Origin of the sequence: Sulfidibacter corallicola, assembly GCF_017498545.1 — a bacterium.
GTDB classification, from domain to species: domain Bacteria; phylum Acidobacteriota; class Holophagae; order Acanthopleuribacterales; family Acanthopleuribacteraceae; genus Sulfidibacter; species Sulfidibacter corallicola.
Genome location: NZ_CP071793.1, coordinates 10,850,595 through 10,870,940, shown reverse-complemented (window position 1 = coordinate 10,870,940; position 20,346 = coordinate 10,850,595). Strand labels below are relative to the sequence as shown.

The following is a 20,346-nucleotide window of genomic DNA, read 5'->3' as shown; positions in this document are numbered from 1 at the left end:
GGGCTTAAGGCTCCTGATGATCATACTTGGCGCGACATTCCTCGTGGATTTACTGAACCACCGAGCATTCGTATTTTCTTGGTGTTCCGCTCCGCTCTTTAGCCTAAGCTTCTCATGGGACATAAGTTGCTTCGATTGGTGGAGCAAGCTGCTCCACCTACAGGCTAATCGCCCCTCTTGGGATGCTGGCACTGCAAACTTAAATCACTATCGAGGATAGCGGCATCACGTCTCTCTTGGGATGCGGGTACTGCGCAGGTTCTTGACTCCGAAATGTCGGCCGGGCCGGCCAACCTACCGCGACGACGCCTCTCTCTGCATGCGGGTACTGCCGGCATGCGCCTCTCTGTGGATGCGGGCGCCGCGGGGGAGTCTGTCACCCCAAGAACTGGAAGTCGTCGCAGCTTTGCTGGATCTGGTGCACCGTGCCGGTGGCGTCGCGCAACAGCAGGCAACCGAAGGCGTCCAATCCCACGAACGTGCCCGTGTAGTCGCGCTCCATGGCGTGGAGTCGCAGACCCTGGCCCGGCGAAAGCGCCGATCGGGACAGCCAAGCCGCGTTGAGCGCCTCGGCGTCGGTGTAGCGCGACATGACTTCGCCGAGGTGGACCTTGATCGCATCGACCACCTGGAGCGGGCTCGGCGGTTCGGGCCATTCCGACAGCGCCGCGTAGGATTTGGGCAGGTCGTCCATGGCCTGGTGATGCTTTAGGTTGACGCCCATGCCCAGCACGATCGAGGGCAGGGACCCGGACCAGCGAGACTCGCAGAGAATCCCGGCCAGTTTGCGGTTCTCGAAGAGCACGTCGTTGGGCCACTTCAGCGAAAGCGACGCCTCGGGCCGAAGCGAGGCCAACGCGTCGAAGAGCAGCACCCCGGCGAACAGGGGATAGCACCAGGTCCCGGGCGAGGGAACCGCTTCGCTGTGCAAACCGAGCGATAGGGCCAGGCCGTGATCTCGCGGCGTCAGCCATTCGCGTCCGCGACTACCGCGACCCGCCCGCTGGTCGGTCGTCCAGACCAGGCAACTCGACGCCTGGCCCAGGACCGCGAACGCGTCGTCGTTGGTGGAGGCCGTGTGATCCAGGTGAATGACGTTGTCGTGATGGATGCCGATCATGAACCCTGCTCAGCGGCGCTTGACGATTTCGTTGATTTCTTCGAGCAGTTCTTCCAGGTCGGCGCCGGTGATGTCCGAGAATTCTTCGATGGAAAAATCCATGTCCTCGTAGACCAGGTCGGCCCGCGACGAATAACTGTAGAGCAGGTCTTCCAGATCCCGGTGCTTGCGCATCAGGGTCCCTAGGTTTTCGCGCGCGCTGATTTTCTTTGCCTTCTTGAGACCTGCGTTCGCTTTGCTGGTGCCGCCGTAGATTCTGGGCTTTTTGGGCATGACATCCTCCATGGTATCGATGGTCCTGGCGACGAACATGCGACGTCGCGATCGAAACGCGGCGCATCGGCGTGTCCCGAACGGCTCGGGCTGCGCCGGCGGATGGATCGCGAAGAGTTCGGTAGCACGTGTGACGTCGACCGAGGCGATTTGTGGTCGAGACCTCGGCACCGGATCGGGCGTTCCGGCTCGCCCGGGCGGTGACGTGGCGCCACGTGCCCCGAACCATCGCGCTTCAAATCCACGGCGCATCCCATGCGCACAAATCGCTTGCTTTACATTGAATTGTCGATCAGTTCGATGGGAAAAGCAATATGCCGCGCCGTGAAGATTTCTACAAACGGGTGCGATGTTTCGAAGCATCGCGATTCGGGCATCATGCAGCACTTACTTTCCGAAATGAGGCGTTGAAGGAGCGGGCCGCCAACCTGGATTTGTCTACGATGAAACCGGGCGGTGTAGAGATACATAAAAAGCGAATCCCGGTGATTCCCGTCACACCGCGATCGTCTTCTGGTTCGTTGTTCATTTTTAACTCATTTAAAATCATTGTGTTGGGGTCCTCCTTGGCGCGCCGAGACGTTTTTTAGACGAAACCCTATTGGTTTTGATCGACTCCGATGCTAGAGTTGTCCCCGCTTTGGGGTGCGATTTTATTCTGAATGAGCCCGTATCTCAAAAAATAGGTTTTCAAAAATCTTGCATTAATTCAATTTTGTTCATTTTCGTGACTGAAGTGTTTTTAATGACTCAGTCCTTTCTTGGTTTTTAGACCCAATCCCGCGGCCTGGTTTTCCCATTTTCCTGGCATGGACCTGCCAGATCAGCCAACCCACCACGTGCTCCACACAGCTTCGCATCCGCTCCCACCGATCCTTCGGCCGTCCGAGATTCCCGCGACGGTCTGAACCTTCGTGACGCCGAGCGTCCGACATCGTTGCGCCTGGCCGCGTTCCGCCTGCGCTCGACCCGATCGGGTGTGCCTACGGTGACCGACGTCATGCGCAGTGCCGGCCCCGTCGAGGTCCGGCCATGGTGTGCCCGGATGCCTAGGGCGGTGCGTCTCCCATCCCGTTTCGGGGGCGTACCTGCCGAAAATCGAACGATCCGAAAGCGATCACCCCCATTCATTCCATCTCGAGAGGAATTCAAAGGAAGGTTTTGTCCATGATGATCTCGACATTACGTATCTCTCTATTTCTTATGCTGTTAGCGGCTCCAGCCCTGTGGGCCGAGCCCGGCGACGCCAATGGCGACGACCGGCTCGACATGCAGGACGTCAGCTTGCTGAACGACATCATTCAGGGGAATGCCAGTGCCGTCGGCGATGCCGATTGCAACGGCGACGGCTCGGTCACGGTGGCCGACATCGTGTGTGTCATCGCCGCCATCGAGCGGGGAGACGGCTACCTCCCGATCGATCCGGCCAGCATCGCCACGCCCAATGATCCCACCATCATCACGCCCTTCGCGTCTTCCGTGAGCTTTTTGTTCTCCGGTCCGCAGGCCGTGCAGACCGGCGTCGCCGAAGGTGCGCTCGATGCCCGCTACATGGCGGTCATGCGCGGGACCGTGCGCGACGCGGCCGGCAATCCATTGCCAGGCGTCGTGGTTCGCGTGCAGGGTCAGCCCGATTACGGACAGACCCGTTCGCGCGCCGACGGTGTCTTCGATCTGGTAATCAACGCCGGAGACCTTCTTTCGCTTCGTTTCGAGAAACCGGGGTACATTCCCGTCTTTCGCAAAATCAGCCCCCCCGCCAACGATTTCCAGTGGTTGGAAGACGTGGTGATGACCGCGTTCGACACGCGGGTGACGCAGATCGACCTGACTTCGGACAGCTACCAGGTCGCTCGCGGCAGCCGTGTCGAGGACAGCGACGGTCCGCGCCAGGCGACCTTGCTGTTCGCACCCCAAACCAAAGCCGAAATGGTACTGCCGGACGGAAGCACCCGGGCGCTCTCTTCGCTTTCGGTGCGGGCCACCGAGTACACCGTCGGACCCGACGGTCCCAAGGCGATGCCCGCCAACCTGCCGCCCGCCAGTGCCTACACCTACTGTGTCGAGCTGAGCGTGGACGAGGCGGTCCAACAAGACGCCAAGACGGTTCGCTTCGATCGCGACGTCACCTTCTATGTAGACAACTTCTTGGATCTGCCCACCGGGATCCTGGTGCCGGTCGGCTATTTCGACCGCGAGCGCCAGGCCTGGATCGCGATGGACAACGGCCGCATCATCGAGATCCTGAGCACCGATGCCGACAGCGGTTTGGCTCAGGTGGATCTGGACGGCAGCGGCCAGGCCGCCGATGCCGCCGCCCTGAAGGAACTGGGCATCGGCGACGAAGAGCGGCGCCACCTGGGCGAACTCTACGCCGCCGGCACCAGTGTCTGGCGTGCGCGGACCGATCACTTCACGCCGGTGGACCTCAACTACGGCCAAATGCTGCCCCCCGCGGCGGAGCCGCCCGAGGAACCGGAAGAAGAGGAAGAGGAAGAAGAGGACCCCTGTGAAAAGAGCGGGTCGATCATCGATGTGCACAACCAGAGTTTGGGTGAAGTGCTGGGTGTTTCCGGTACGCCCTATTCGCTGTACTACAAGAGCACTCGGGTGCCGGGACATCGCCTCTCCAACGAGCTCGATATTCAAGTCACCGGCACGAAGGTGCCGGACGTCCTGAAGCGGGTGCTGCTCGAGATCACCGTCGCGGGAGAAAAACACTCCTTCGAATTCCCCGCGCGCGCCAACCTGCGCCACACCTTCACCTATAAGGGTCTCGACGGATACGGCCGCAAGGTTCAGGGGAAAGTTTCGGCGACCGTCAAAATCGGGTACGTCTACGACAGCCTGCTCCAACTTCCGGCCGAAACGCCGCGCTCTTTCGGTCTGTTCGGCGACGGAAATCCCATCTCCCCCGACGCCGTGCGCAACGAGGTCACCCTGTGGCAGGAGCAGGTACGCTACGTGGGTGCTTGGGACGCACGCGCGCTGGGTCTGGGTGGCTGGTCCGTCAACGAGCACCACGTCTACGATCCCGCCTCGCGCACCCTGTACATGGGCGACGGCACCATCCGCACCACCAGCGGTGTCGGACGGATCATCGAAACCGTGGCGGGCACCGGTGGTCGCGGAATCAAGGGCGACGGCGGTAAAGCCGACGAGGCCCTGTTGGCCAATCCCCAAGACGTGGAAATCGACAACCGCGGCAACATCTACATCACGGACATGGAGAACAACCGCGTCCGCAAGGTGGACACCAACGGCAAGATCACGACCTTGATCGGCTCGGGTGACGAGCCCGGCAATAGCGGTTCCAAGGATCTGCCGGGGGATCAGGTGCAATTGAACCTGCCCTGGACCACCAAGTGGAACGACCGTGGCGGCCTGTTTGTCGCCGACACCCACAACAACCTGGTGCGTCGCTGGGACGACGGCATGGTGCGTTGGGTGGCCGGACTCAATACCAAGAGCGGGACGGGCATGAAAGCCCTGAACAGCAAAAGCCTGGTCTATGCGACCCAGGCCAAGCTCAATCGCCCGGCCGGATTCGCGATCGACAGCGAAGGGAACCTCTTCTTCGCCGACAAGTTCAACCACCAGGTCTACCGCGTCGACCGCGAAGGTGTGATTACCGTCGTGGCCGGCAACCCCGACCCGGACGGTGACGGCGTCAACCAAGGCGGCTTCGGTGGCGACGGCGGACCGGCCACCAAAGCCTATTTGAACCTGCCCACCTGTGTGGAAATCGACCGCCAGGGGAATCTGTACATCGCCGATCTGGCGAACAACCGAATCCGCAAAGTTGATCGCACCGGCCGCATCACCACGATTGCGGGCAACGGCGAACGGGGCTACACGGGCGACAACGGGCCGGCTACCGAAGCCCGCTTGGCGGGTCCGGTCGTGGTCCGCGTCGGTCGCACCGGCAACGTCTATTTCTCCGACGCCTGGAACCGGAAGATCCGCAAAATCTCGCCCCAAGGCATCATCACGACCGTGGCCGGCTACACCGGCGGTGTGCGGGATGAATCCGAAGGCGCCGCGGCCACGAGCGTGGAGCTCGGTGAGATCAACGGCTTCGGTCTGGACGAGCACGAAAACGTCTACATCGCCTGTTCTTCCCAAAACCGCGTTCGCAAGGTCTCGTTCCTGCTCCCCGATCAGCGGGCGGACGAAATCGTCATTCCCGATGTCGATGGAGAAACCTACTTCGTCTTCGACCTCTACGGTCGTCACCTGCGCACCCACGACGCGCTGACCAACCTGGTCCTGTTCCGCTTCACCTACCATGCCGACGGCACCCTGGCCAGCATCGTCGACGTAGACGACCAAGCCACCCGTTTCGACTTCGGACGTGTCGCGAACGGGGTGGTCGTCACCGGCCCCTACGGTCAGGAGACGGTGCTCACGCTCGATGCGGCGGGCTTCTTGGCCGATGTCCGCAATCCGGCCGGCAAGTCGGCGAGCATGACCTACCACGACGAAGCGAAGCTCGGCCTGCTGGCCACCTTCACCGACTACAACCGCAACACCTGGTCCTTCACTTTCGACGACCTGGGTCGCCTCACCCGCGACGAAGATCCGGAGGGCGGCTTTCAGCAACTCGACCGCGTGGAACGCGCCGACGGCTACACCGTGACCGTGACCACCGCCGAAGGCCTCGTCACGGACTACCACATGGAAGTCAAGGCCGACGGCACCGTCCGGCGCTGGGTCGACGGCATGGACTGCGACTGTCCCCAAGTGGACATCGTGAACGATCCCAATGGGTTGACCACGATCCGCCAACGCGAGGGAACCGTGATCACCAAGACGACGCAATCCAGCCCGCGCTGGGGTCGTCTGGTCGAGTTGCCCAAACAAACCAAGGTAACCACCCCTTCGGGCCTGAACAGTGTGACCACCGTCAGCGAAGAGGTGACATGGGTCGATCCGAAGCATCCCGTCGAGCTGAAGAGCCAAACGTTCACGCTCACCACCAATGGCAAGACCCACACGATGACCTACGATCACGCGTCGCGCAAGCTGACCAGCGTCGATCCCACCAGCCTGGTGACCACCACCTTCTTCGATAACCACAACGCCATTTCGCGGGTGGAACGACCGGGCCTGCTGCCGATCGAGTACAGCTACCGCGAAGACGGTCAGGTTTCCGAAATCAAACAGGGAACCCGTATCGTGGCGTTCGGGTACGACGCCAACGGCTATGTGGACAGCGTGACCGATCCGCTGAAACGGACGACCCTCTACCGCAACGACATTTTGGGTCAGGTGGAACAAACCACCCTGGCCGACGCCAACCTGGTCGCCTTCGAGTACGACGACAACGGCAACGTCACCCGAGTCGATCCGCCCGGCAGCGACGCCTTCGTGTTCAGCTACGACAAGAACAACCAACGCGAAACCGAGACGGCTCCCGACCAGGAAGGCGTGGTCACCCACCGTTTCGACAAGGACCTCCATCCCACCCACATCGTCTATCCCGACAATCGCATCCTCAACTCGGTCTACGACGACTACGGCCGGCTTTCGCGACTCGAAGCGGACGGCTTCGTCACCACTGCCCACTACGACGAAACCACCGGTCAACTGACCCGCATCACCAACTCCGACGGCCCCGAAGTGGGTTTCGCCTACGATGGCCACCTGCCCACCCAAACGACCTGGACCGGGGAAATCGCCGGATCGGTGACGATCGATTTCGACAACGATTTCAACATCGAAGGCGTGCGCATCGACGATACCGCCGAAGTTCGCGCCATCTACAACGCGCAAGGCGAGTTGACCAATTTCGGTTCGATGTCGATCGGGTACGACGAAGAGACCGGGTACCTCGGCACCACCGATCTGGGCGTGGCCGAAACCGTCTTCGACTACAACGGCTACGGTGAGCCAGACCTGTTCAGCGCCAGTGTGGGCGGTCAAATCCGTTTCCAGCAGGATGTGATCTATGACGCCCTGGGTCGCATTTCGCGGCTTACGGAAACCAAGGACGGCAGCGCGGTCGTGTACGCCTACACCTACGACACGCGCGGTCAACTGACCGACGTTCACCGCGACGACGTCCTGGTGGAGCACTACGAATACGACGATTTCGGCAACCGAACCCACGAACTGAACCAAGCCGACATCGCCAGTTACGACACGGGCGGTCGCCTGGCCAGCCATGGCGATTGGGACTACAGCTTCGGACCCAACGGAGACCTGAAAGGGAAGACCCATCGCAACAACGGCGCTCAGGTCACCTATGTGTACGACCTGCTGGGCAACCTGCGCAGCGCCACCCTTGCCGACGGCACCGAAATCGCCTACGTCATCGATGCCACCAACCGCCGGGTCGGCAAGAAAGTGAACGGCACCCTGGTTCAAGGCTTCCTCTACAAGGACTCGCTCAATCCGGTGGCCGAATTGGACGGCGACGGTGAAATCGTCAGTCTGTTCTACTACGCCACTCGGAATCACGTGCCCGACTTCATGATTCGCGGCGGCAAAACCTATCGCATCGTCAGCGACTTTCGCGGCAGTCCTCGGATGGTCATCGACATCCAATCCGGGGATCTGGTCCAGGAAATCAGCTACGACGCCTGGGGCCGCGTGCTGGCCGACAGCAATCCCGGCTTCCAACCGTTTGGATTTGCGGGCGGTCTGGTCGACGCCCACACCGGCCTGATCCGTTTCGGCGCCCGCGACTACGATCCCCAGGTGGGTCGCTGGACCGACGTCGATCCACTCGGCACCGAGGGCGGCCTCAACCGCTATCGCTACGCTCAAAACGACCCCGTCAACTTCGTCGACCCCGACGGCAACCTGCCGTTCCTCGTGATTCTGGCGGTCAAGGCCGGGGCCGAAGCGATCGCCGATGTGGTGCAGCAGCTTCTCCAAAACGGCGGAAGCTATGAGTGTATCGACTGGAACCAAGTGGCGATCTCGGCAGGGTTGGGCGCCTTGGGCCCCGGTCTGTCCAAACTCGCCAAGATGGGATGGTTCCGAAAGCTGTTCGACAAGGGCCAGAAGGGCTGCTTCGTGGCGGGCACGCTGGTGGCGACCGCGGCCGGGTTGATTCCCATCGAAGACGTCCAGGTCGGTGACCAGGTGTGGAGCTATCGCGAGCGATCCGGTGAGATCGAGCTGAACGAGGTGCTGGAACTCCACCGCCGTGAAGCCAAACGCCTGGTGGAACTGACCATCGACGGTGAATCCATCGTGACCACCGAGGAGCATCCGTTCTACGTGATCGGTCACGGTTGGAAGGGTGCCATCCATCTGGAACCCGGCGATCGCGTTCTGGATCGTGCCAAGGCAGCGGCCGTGGTCGACGCCAAATGGGTGCGCCTGACCGATGCACCGGTCTACAACTTCACCGTGGCCGGAAACCACAACTACTACGTTTCCCGTGAATTGGTACTGGTTCACAACAACGACTGCACCAAGAAATTCAAGAAGCCCAAAAAGGGTTCCGGTAAGGAAAAGGCCACCGATGCTCCGTCTTGGGTCAAGAACCACCCGGAAGGGAAACCCTACGAGGGCGAGTCGGGTACCGATTTCGCCAAACGCATGATGGACGCCCAATACGGCGAAGGGAACTGGACCCGGAAAGGTGATATGGCCAAGCAGTACAGCCAAATCAAGAAGTTCGGTGACCGGGGATTCGAATGAGGAGGAGATCATGACCGAAACCCATCCCGCAGAACAGCAGATTTGGCGATTGGCCTATCTGCATCTGGACCCCGATCGCGAGTCGCCAGAGTGGTACCTGCTCGTGAACGAGGGGCCAGTCGACCGGGTGCTTGCCCGCGATGGTCGCATCCTCGTGTTCACGGATCCCGCCGCGGCCGATCGGGTGATCGATCGATTCGGCGCCGATCTGCCGGCCGACGATCGTGACCTGGAAGAACCCTTCTTCCGCGGTCATCTGGCCCAGACGCTGTACCTGCTCACCTCGGGCGAGGCGGACGAGAGTCGGTTCATCATCGACACCGCCAACCTGTTGCTGGACCTGATCGCCACCACCGGGCGCCCGGTCCCCGAGCACCACGGCCGACGGCTCAAAGCACTGGCGGACCACTTCACCTTCGCCTCGGAACCCAAGGGCTTTTTCGCGGATTCGGGCATCGCGCCCGACGCCATCGTGGAAACCCTTCTCTGGGCCACCGGGCTGGTGATGCTGCACCTCAGCGAGGTGCGCCCATGAGCGACATCCCGCACGACAACGACAACCGGAACACCATCGATAACAGGAGAAAATTGGTGAAATCCCATTTCCGATCACTGGGGAGAACCCTGCTTTCATTCATCGTGTTTTCCATGATCGCGTTCGCCGGATCGCCGACGGAACCCGAGCGAACCGACGGCACGCGCCTCGTGCGCATCGGCGACATGTGGGTCCGCGTCCGCGGCGCGGCACCCCAAGCGGACGCCGCGTCCAAGCGCGCATCCTCCAAACGTGCCGACGACATCGTCATCTCGTTGTGGGCCAACGGCATCGTCAACTATCGCTTCGCCGACGACGTCAACGCGCTGCAACGCGATATCTTCGACGAGGCCGCCAAGGCCTGGGACGCGCTCGACAACCTCGACGTTCAGCGCATCCCCGACGAGGGCCCGAACCCGGCCAACTACATCGAGGTCCGCAACAGCCTCGACGGCAACAACTCCGCGCTGGGCATGATCGGGGGCAAGCAGGTCCTCAATCTGCAGACCTGGGAACCCGCCGTGATCCTCCACGAGTTGGGCCACGCGATCGGCATGCTGCACGAGCAGCAGCGCCCCAATCGCGACACCTACATCACCGTGAGCGAGCACAACGCGCTGCCCGACAAACGCGGCAACTTTACCCGCGTCGACGGCTTCGCGCAGCATGGCGACTACGACTTCCGCTCGATCATGCACTACCACGGTCATGCCTTCTCGCGGAACGGTCTGCCGACGATGGAGCCCAAACCGGCCTACACCGAGTTCGGCGAAGTCATGGGCCGGCTCGACACGCTGTCGGACCTGGATATCGCCGAAGTGGAAACGCGCTACCAGGGCCTCGACACACCGGTTACGGTGCCCGACGCCAACCTGCGTGCTGCCCTGCTTGAAAAGGCCGACTACGACGAGAACGGCGTGCTTACGGTGTCCGAGGCGGCCTCGCTGCGTGGAATCCTCGAGATCTCCAACCGCGACATCGCCGACCTGACCGGCATCACGGCCTGCACCTCGCTCACCGGTCTGGGTCTTTCGGGTAACCAGTTGACCGCCCTACCCGACCTCTCTCCGCTGGCCAACCTGAGTTACCTCAACCTCAACGGCAACCAGTTCACCGCCGTGCCCACCATCGATGCGAGCCTGCCCCTGGCCGTGCTGTTCATTCAGTACAACCCGCTGGCCTCCGAAAGCTGCACCCAACTCGACGCGTTTCGGGCGCGCGGGCTCAAGGTCCTGAAGTTCAATCCCCTGGCGGATCAGAGCGAGCTGGATTGCGGCAACACCGCACCGCAGGCGGCCGAACTGCAGGCGCCGGACGAACTGTTTGCGGGCGTGGCGGCCGAGTTCGGCCTCGACGCGAGCGATGGCGACAACGACCAGCTCTTCGTTCACTGGGATTTCGGTGACGACAGCGGCCCCTTCGGCGGCTTGTCGGTGCGCCACACCTACGCCGCCGCCGGTACCTACACCGTGCGCGTTCGCGTCGCCGACCGCTTCGGCGGGCTGGCCGAGCTCTCCCGCGACGTGACGGTCCAGGCCGCGCTCGATCAACCGTACCTCGTCCTGGGCCACGCCCTCGGCAGACCCGACGACTTGGTTTCGCTGCCGCTGTTCTTCGGCCACATGCAGGGTGCGGTGGCGTTGCAGTGCGACCTGGTCTTCGACGGCGCCCTGCTCTCCGGTGAACGCGTCGCCGCCGAAACCGGGTTGGCGCCGCACGAGTTCCATCTGGGCTTTCCCGAACCCGGCCGCGCGCGCCTGACCGTGTTCGACGTGGCCGACAACGACGCCCTCCAACAGGGACGGCTGGTGCACATCCCCCTGCGCGTCGCCGCAGGCACCCAGCCCGGTTCGCTGCCGGTTCGGCTGGAGAACGTGTTCATCGTTGACGCTCAGGCCGCCCATATCGCGGTCGGTGACCTGATCGCGGGCTCCGTTCAAGTGATTCGAGCCGTCAACCAGCAGCCGAAAATCTTCGATTACAACGCCACCTTGTTGACCAGCTACGAACCCTATCAAAGTGAGATCAGCGCTTTCGACCTCGATGGAGACTCCTTTCTCTATCAGTTGGTCGAGCTTCCGCAATTGGGCGACGTGACCCTCGATCCGCTGACCGGGGCCATGACCTACACACCCCATCCCGGCCAATCCGGCGCGGACACCTTCTCCTACCGCGTCTTCGACGGCCTGGTCCACTCGCGCACCGCGGTCTACACCATCGATCTCCAGCGCGGCAACGCGCCACCCGTAATCGATACCTTGACCGTGCCCGAGCAGAGCTATGTCGGCGTACCGCTGACCTTCGGGGCCGTCTTCAGCGATCCCGAAGGCGACGACCTGCACCTGCTGTGGGACTTCGGCAACGGTTCCGGCAGCAACGACGCGGCTCCGACCGTGACCTACGCCGAGCCCGGCACCTACACGGTGTGGCTCGAGATCTCCGACGGTCACACCAAAGTCCGCAAGGAAACCCAAATCGACATCCTGGCCAACGGCGCTCCGGAATTCGTCGACCTGGTCATTCCCAACCAAGGGCGCATCCACACCGATGTCACCTTCAGCGCCCAGGTCAGCGACCCCGACGGTGATCCGCTGACCGTGACCTGGGAGCTGGGCAGCGAAACCGTGCTCGAAGGCGAAACGGTCACCCACCGGTTCACCACCGCCGGCACGCGGAACCTGGTGGTCACGGTACGCGACGACAAGGGCGCCAGCGCGCAGCGCACCGGCTCGATCAACATCGTGAGCGTGGTCCCGCCGACCATTCGCTACGTGCACGTCCCGCCCACCGGCAGCGTCAACCGCCCGGTATCGTTCTGGGTCGGCGCCACCGACTACAACCGCAACATCGACCAATTCCACTGGACCTTCGGCGACGGCACCGGCGCCACCGGCTACCGCGTGTCGCACACCTACACCGAAAAGGGGACCTATCCGGTGACCCTGCGGGTCGTCGACCGCAACCGATTGGAATCGCGCTACGACGGTTCGATCGTCATCGACGACAACGCCGCGCCGGTCATCCACTTCGTCAACGGGCCGGACAGCCTGAAGACCGGAACGGCCGGTGGCTTCTCGGTCGTTGCCGAAGATCAGGACGGCGACGCCCTGACCACGACCTGGTCCATGGGCGACGGAACCCAGTTGACCGGCAGCGCGGTCAGTCACGCCTTCGCTGCCGCCGGCGACTACGTGCTGACGGTCACCGTGCGCGACGGTTCGGGCGCCGAAACGCAGGCCACCAAGCCGGTTCAGGTCGGCGACAACGGCGCCCCGGAACTTCGGGACATCCAGTTGGCCGCCGTGCGCTCGCGCAACTACGCCTTCGATTTCTCGGCTACCGCCGTCGACGCCGAAGGTGACGAGATCAGCTATCACTGGGACTTCGGCAACGGCGAAACCGCCGACACCGCCGCCGGTTCCACGCGCGCCATCGAAGTCGGCATCTTCGAGGCCGTGCTGACCTTGACCGACAGCCGCGGCGCGGTCACCCGCCACGCCCAGTTGTTGGAGATCGTCGAGAACACGGCCCCCAGCCTGGCTTGGTACGGCGTGCCCGGCCACGCCAAGGCCGATCTCGAAACCCACTTCATCGCCCAGGCCCGCGACCAGGAAGACGACGCGGTCACCTATCGCTGGAGCCACGGCGAGATGACCCGCGATCAGGCCGCGACGCCGTTCACCTTCACCGCCGAGGGCTACCAAACCGTCATCCTGCGCCTCGAAGATGCGCGCGGTGCCTGGTACGAGCGGAGCTTTTCGGTTCTGGTGGGCGATCAGGCCGCGCCGGCCGTGCGTGCCCTGACCATGCCCAGCCACGCCGTCATCGGTCAGGCTACCCGCTTCGCCGTCGAGGGTTACGATCCCGACGGGGGCGACCTCACCCTGAACTGGCGCTTCAACAACGTCGACACCAGCGACCAGGCCCAGTTCGATCACACCTTCGACAGCTTCTCAACCGTGACGGTCAACCTCCAGCTCAGCGACGATCAGGGCAACACCACCCAGATCACCGCCTACGGCCTGAGCGTGCACTTCGCACCCGACATTTACCGTTTCGAGGTGCCCGAACAGGTCAAGGTGGGCGAGGTCTTCGACGCCCAGAGTACCGCCGACGATCCCGAAAACCACCAGCTCGAGTACGTCTGGGACTTTGGTGACGGCTCGCCGCTCGTTCACCGGCAGTCCACGACCCACAGCTACGACCGCGCCGGACAGTTCCTGGTCACCCTGACCGTGACCGACCAACTCGGAGCCAGCGCCTACCGCGTCCAGCAGGTGGAGGCCTTCGACAACCTGCCGCCGCAGATCGTCGAGCTGAACGTGCCCGCCGAGGGACGCGTCGACGTCGCGCTCCAGGTTTCGGCCACGGCCGAAGACGCCGAGGGCGAGGCGATTCGCTACCTTTGGGACTTCGGCGACGGTTCGGCCCAGGTCGAGGGTAACCCCAACAGCCACGTCTACACCGCGCCAGGCACCTACGAGGTCACCTTGACCGCCGTCGACGCCCGCAACGCGGCCAGCATGCGAACCGCGACCGTCGAGGTGTTCGAGTACCCGGTCATCGCCGATCTCGATACGCCGATCATCGTCATTCGCGACGTGGCGGCCGACTTCGTGGTTGACGCCTACAACCCCAGCGGCGGCGAGCTGACCTATTCCTGGGACTTCGGCGACGGTTCGCCGGTCCAGTCCGGTACCGGTCTCGACCGCGTGACCCACACCTACACCGAATTGGGCTTGCGCCGCAGGCTCGAACTCACCGTGTCCAACGGCGTGCGTAGCACGACGGCCGCGGCCTACGTGGCTGTCCTGGGCCCCGACGCCGAACCGGTCGCCTTCGCCAGCGAGGGCTTCAAAGAGGCGCTGGTGGCGCTGTTCGACACCAACGGCGATGGCGAGATCAGCTACGGCGAGGCCGCGGCGGTCGATACGGCGATCACCCTGAACAGCATCGGCGGCAACGATATCAGCCTGCAAGGTCTGGAAGCCTTCGTGAACGCCCCGAGCTTCGACGCCTCCAACGGGCGCATCGTATCGGTCCCGCACCTGAGCCACCTGGAGCGCATGACGCGGCTGGAACTCGACAGCAACGACGTGCACACCATGAGCACGCTGCCGGTGAACCTGACGCATCTGAACCTGGCGCGCAACGAGTTGCGCCGCCTGCCTTCACTGCCCCAAACCCTGACCTGGCTGGATTGCAGCTACAACCAGCTCCTGTCCGGATTCGGCCACGGTCGTGCGCCGGTCTCGCTGACCTACCTGAACTGCAGCGAGAACTCCAGTGATACCAACGGCACGGTCTTCCGTCTGGAATTCACCGCCAACACCAACCTCGAGACCCTGATCGCCAAAAAGAACCGCATCGAGGATCGCTACTTCGCGATGCCCGAGGGGCTCGAAAGCCTGACGATCACCCACACCGGTACCCTGAAGAAGGTGCCGGCACTGCCCGACAGCATCGTCAACCTGGATCTGGGCTACTGTCCCGAGATCACGACCATCGAGCGGCTGCCGGCCAACCTGGAGGTCTTCAAGTTCGGTGGCCACAACGTCCACTTCTCCGAGTACCACCTGGCCTCGATCGGCGATGTAAGCCACGTGACCCGCTTGCCCGAGCTGGACCTGGCCAACATGAAGCTGGCCGAGGTCACCGGCCTGAACGGCATGGTCGCCCTGGAGGTTCTCGATCTGGGCGGCAACGACCTCACTGCGGTGGGCGACTTGGACGCGCTTGTCGCGCTGAAACGCCTGGACCTGGGCGGTAACGCGCTCGCCGCCGTCGGCGCCCTGCCGGCCAATCTGGAAACCCTGGATCTGGGTGACAACCAGTTGGCCGAGCACCCGCCGCTGGCGCACCTGACCGCGCTGACCTCGCTGCACCTGAGCAAGAACCAACTGACGGAAGTCGACAGCCTGGCGACGCTCACCGTGTTGACGAGCGTCGACCTGTCCCACAACCAACTGACGCGCCTGCCCACGCTGGCGCAACCCAATGCCCTGACCAACCTGGTCGTCGGGTTCAACCCCCTGGGTTCCTTGGCGGACCTGGGCGACCTGCCCGAACTGACCACCCTGGATTGCCAGAGCGCCGAGCTGACCGCACTCCCGGACTTGGGTGATCTGCCCAAGCTGGCGACGTTGATCGCACGCCACAACGAACTGACGTCGGTTCCCGACATCGCGGCCAACCCGGATCTGCAGAACCTCTACCTGGAAGGCAACCTCATGGGCCTCGACGATTGTGCGGACATCGCGGCCGCACGCGGTCGGGTTACCCAGTTCCAGGTGAATCCGTTGAAGGACGGCAGCGATCTCGAGTGTCCCAACACCGCGCCGCGCATCGTGTCCCTGAACGTACCCGCCACGGGAAGCTACGGTGCCAACGTGACCATGTCGGCCACGGTCGAGGATGACGAAAACGACCGCGTCACGCTGCATTGGGACTTCGGCAACGGCCGCCAAACCCAGGCCTACGCCGACGAGAGCGTCACGGTCGACTACCCCGAGACGGGCAGCTACACCGTGTCCGTGCGTGCGGTCGATCCGGATGGCTTGGAGGATACCGCCGAGTCGGTGATCGTCATCGGCAGCCGCGCGCCCTACGTCACGCGCTACGGCATTCCCTCGCAGGTCTTCGCCAACACCAACACGCCGTTCAGCATCGAAGCCGAGGACCCCGAGGGCGATCCGATCACCTTCACCTGGGACTTCGGCGACGGCAGCGCCACGGTGACCGGCGCCGCGGTCAACCACAGTTTCAGTGCGACCGGCACCTACACCGTGACCGTGACGCTCGACGACGGCCAGGGTGGGATTTCCACCTTCAGCCGCGATGTCGAAGTGCTGGCCCAAAACCGGTATCCCGACATCACGCGTGCCGAGATTCCCGGTGCCGCCACGGTTGGCGTCGCGGTGGACTTCCATGTCGAAGCCAGCGATCCCGACGGCGACACCATCACCTACGCTTGGGAGTTTGGTGACGGCGCCACCGCCGGCACCGCCAGCGCGAGCCACGCCTACAGCCAGCCCGGCGACTACACCGTGCGCATCGTGGTGCGCGACCAGTGGGGTTACGGGCGCAGCACGAGCGGCGTCGTGCGGGTTTCGGCGGCCAATCGCCAACCCTCGATCGATGCGGTCGAGGTTCCGACCACCGGCTTCGTCGGCGAGAACCTGGCCATGACCGCCACGGTCAGCGATCCCGACGGCGACAGCCTCACGGTCACCTGGCGTCTGGGCGACGGTACCGAACGTACCGGCACGTCGATCCAGCACAGCTACGCGACCGAGGGTTCCTACGCCATCACCATCACGGTCACCGACGGACGGGGCGGCAGTGCTACCGCGGTTCGCAACGTCAACGTCAGCGAACCCGACAACCACCAACCCGAGATCACCGCCTTGACCGTGCCTTCCAGCGCGAACACCGGTGAGGAAGTGGCCTTCTCGGTGACCGCCCAGGATCCGGACGGCGATGCGCTCAGCTACGCCTGGAACTTCGGCGACGGTTCGGCCACGCAGGCCCAGGCCAACGTCACCCATACCTTCGCCAACGCCGGCGACTACACCGTCAACGTCACGGTCAGCGACGGCAAAGGCGCCCAGGTTACCGCCGGTGGTGTCATCCACATCCAATCTGAAACGCCGGTCACCGAGCTGAGTGTGCCGATCACCGTGACCGGCCTGAGTGCCGGGAGCGACGAGGCCCTCTACTTCCGGCTGCAGGCGGCCCAGAACCTGGAACGCCTGACCTTCACGCTGTCCGGCGGAACCGGCAACGCCGACCTCTACCTCCTGGAGGGCGAGTTGCCCGCCGTGGACAACTACGACCTGGTCTCGATCGGTGGCGCCAACGACGAATCGATCGACGTGCCCGCACCGGCGGGTCGCACCTGGTACCTGATGGTGCACGGCGCGGAAGCCTTCGCGGACGCCAGCCTGACGGTCGGCGGCGATGTGGAGAACCGGCCGCCGGTGATCGGTACCGCTTCGATTCCGTCGAGCGGGCAAGTGGGCCAGACCCTGAACTTCGATGTCGATGTCGAGGATCCCGACGGCGACAATCTCGTCGTGACCTGGACCTTCGGTGACGGCGAACAAGCGACCGGCTTTGCCGTGGAACACGCCTACACCAGCGCGGGCACCTACGATGTGGGCGTCACCGTCAGCGACGGACGCGGCGGTGAGGCGAGTGCCCAGGGCCAAGTGGTCATCCAGGCGACCCAGGGCAACCAACCGCCCCAGGTCACCGGTATCGACTTCCCGGGCAGCGCCGAAAACGGCGAATCGGTGACGTTCACCGTGCATGCCACCGATCCCAACGGCGATCCGCTGAGCTACCAATGGACCTTCGGTGACGGCTCCGGCGCTTCCGGTCAAACCGTCAGCCATAGCTACGCGTCCGGCGGCGTCTACAGCGTCGAGGTGCGCGTCAGTGACGGTCGCGGTGGCACCGGCATCGGCACCTTCCAGATTCAAATCACGGAAGTGCCCCTGCTCTCCATCGGCGATACCGTCGGCGATCTGTCCGGTAACGCGGGTGCCTACCTGCTCCACAAGATCGTGGCCGGCGACGGGGTGACGGCACTTGCCGTGTCGACCTCCGGCGGTACCGGCGACATGGCGATCTTCGTCCGAGCGGGCCAGCGTCCGCAGGGCAGCGACTACGACTTCGTCTCCTGGCAGGCGGGCAACGACGAGCGGGTGGACATCACCGATCCCGCCGGCAAGACCTGGTACGTGGTCGTCTATGGGGCCGCGGCCTTCAGCGACGTGACCCTGACCGTGTCCGGCGAGGAAGCCGAGGGTGGCAACCGCACACCGACGATCGCGGGCCTGAGCCTGCCCGAAAGCGGTGAGGTCGGCGAGAGCCTGACCTTTTCCGTGCAGGCGAGCGATGCCGACGGCGATGCCCTGACCATCACTTGGGACACCGGTGACGGCGGCAGTGGCGCGGGCGCGCAGCTCACCCACGCCTTCAGCCAGCCGGGCACCTACACCGTGACCGCCACCGTCAGCGACGGCCGCGGCGGGAGCGACAGTGCCACGGGGACCGTGACCATCGCGGGTGGCGGCGCCAACGGCACGCCTTCGATCACGGGCGGCAACGTGCCGACCCAGGCGATCGCGGGCACTCCGGCCACGTTCCGGGTCACCGCCACCGACCCGGATGACGATCCGCTGACCGTGAGCTGGGACTTCGGCGACGGCGCCAGCGGCAGCGGCGCCGAAACCAGCCACAGCTACGCGGCCGCCGGATCCTACGATTGGGTCGTGACCGTGGACGACGGTCGCGGCGGCCGCATCAACTCCAACGGCACGGTGCAGGTCGTGGCCCAGAGCGGTTCCAACAACCCGCCCCAGATCACGGGCATGAGCTTTTCGCCCCAGACCGAGACGGGTGTCGCGACCCAGTTCAGTGCGACCGCCACCGATCCCGAGGGCGACGCGCTCACCTACACCTGGGTCTTCGGCGACGGTGCCACGGCGGAAGGGCAGACGGTCGACCACACCTTCACCGAGGGTGGGACCCTCGCCGTGGAAGTGCGTGTCTCGGACGGCCGTGGCGGCACGGCGACGGGTCGCTCCTCGATTCAGGTCGAGCAAATCCCGTCGATCGCACCGGACCAGACCGTGACCGGTCTCAACGCCAGCCAGAACGGCGTGATCAACTACAAGTTGGTCGTCCCGGATGGTGTCGGCGTGTTGGCGGTCAACCTGAGCGGCGGGAGCGGCGATGCCGATCTCTACGTGCGCGAGGGCGCCAAGCCGAACGGTTCCCAGTTCGACTATCGGAGCTGGAACGGCGGCAACGGCGAATCGATCGAGATTTCCGGGGCCGGCGGCAAGACCTGGTACATCCAGCTCCACGCCTACGAGGCCTTCACCGGCGTGACCCTGTCGGTGGAGAGCCCCTGATCCCTTGATCTGAACCGATCACCGCAACATCGAGCCACCGCCGTCCGCGCCAAGCGCGGGCCGCGGTGGCTTTTTTCGTGGGGTGTGCGGTGTGGGCGGTTGCGTGGTTGTGGGGTGTCCCGATTGGACGTATGGGTGGTTGTGGGGTGTCCCGTCAGGGCGTATGGGTGGTAATGGGGTGTGGGGGTGTGGGTGGTCGCGTGTGGGGGTATGGCGTCCCGATTGGGTGTCTGCCTGGATGTATGGTGTTCGCGGCCAATCCTGTAGGGATGGCCAGCCCCATGTTTGGCCCACTGTTGATAAAAACGCGCACCTCTGGTGCGCCACCAGCAGGGACCCTGTAAGGGTCACACATTTCAGCGAAGGGTTAAGGAGTCGGAACGACGACGCAACCCTGGTTGTATGGAGTCCCCGAACTCCAGCCCTGTAGGGGCGGGACTACGAAGCTCTCACGGAGTTCCCGTCACCTTCCTGGAGTCCTCCGCGGAGCCGCCCCTTCAGGGCTGGATCCGGGAACCCCAGAGAACCAGGGTTGCGTCGCCTTCGGCTCCTTAACCCTTCGCTGTATTGTGTCGTCCCTTCAGGACGCCTGCTGGTGGCGCACCAGAGGTGCGCGTTCTAAATAAGTTGTGGTCCAGGCATACGGTTGGCCATCCCTACAGGATTGGCCGCGAACGAGGGCCATCCAGGCATTCGGATTGCCGCGAACGGTGCCTGTCCAAGCATACGGTTGCGCGCGGATGACGCGCGTCCCAACATATCGCGAGAATGGGATGGGCTCGCGCCGGATCGCCCCGAACACGATGCCGGGCATCCCAGCATGATGTTGGCCGCAAACA

Annotated in this window: 5 protein-coding genes; 3 read left to right on the top strand and 2 right to left on the bottom strand. The window is 63.7% G+C overall.

Annotated elements, in window-relative coordinates:
* Positions 1 to 376: 376 nt before the first annotated feature.
* Entirely contained in the window at positions 377 to 1,120 is a 744-nt protein-coding gene (locus J3U87_RS32270; RefSeq protein ID WP_237379928.1) for a biotin--[acetyl-CoA-carboxylase] ligase, read from the bottom strand.
* Between the two features lie 9 nt (positions 1,121 to 1,129).
* Complete coding sequence (locus tag J3U87_RS32265; RefSeq protein WP_237379927.1) at positions 1,130 to 1,393, bottom strand: hypothetical protein; 264 nt, start codon at positions 1,391 to 1,393, stop codon at positions 1,130 to 1,132.
* A gap of 1,167 nt (positions 1,394 to 2,560) precedes the next feature.
* On the opposite strand from J3U87_RS32265, the gene J3U87_RS32260 reads away from it, so the two are divergent.
* From J3U87_RS32260 to J3U87_RS32250, 3 genes are read left to right on the top strand one after another with little or no spacing between them, the layout of a single operon-like run.
* A complete protein-coding gene (locus J3U87_RS32260) occupies positions 2,561 to 9,049 on the top strand; it encodes an NHL domain-containing protein (RefSeq protein WP_237379926.1) in 6,489 nt (2,162 codons plus the stop codon).
* Positions 9,050 to 9,059: 10 nt separating this feature from the next.
* The gene (locus J3U87_RS32255; RefSeq protein WP_237379925.1) at positions 9,060 to 9,584 is read left to right on the top strand and encodes a hypothetical protein; all 525 of its coding nucleotides are present in this window, start codon (positions 9,060 to 9,062) and stop codon (positions 9,582 to 9,584) included.
* On the top strand, positions 9,581 to 19,507 hold the full coding sequence (locus tag J3U87_RS32250; RefSeq protein WP_237379924.1) for a PKD domain-containing protein: 9,927 nt from the start codon (positions 9,581 to 9,583) through the stop codon (positions 19,505 to 19,507). The genes J3U87_RS32255 and J3U87_RS32250 overlap by 4 nt, the downstream gene beginning before the upstream one ends.
* Positions 19,508 to 20,346: the final 839 nt, after the last annotated feature.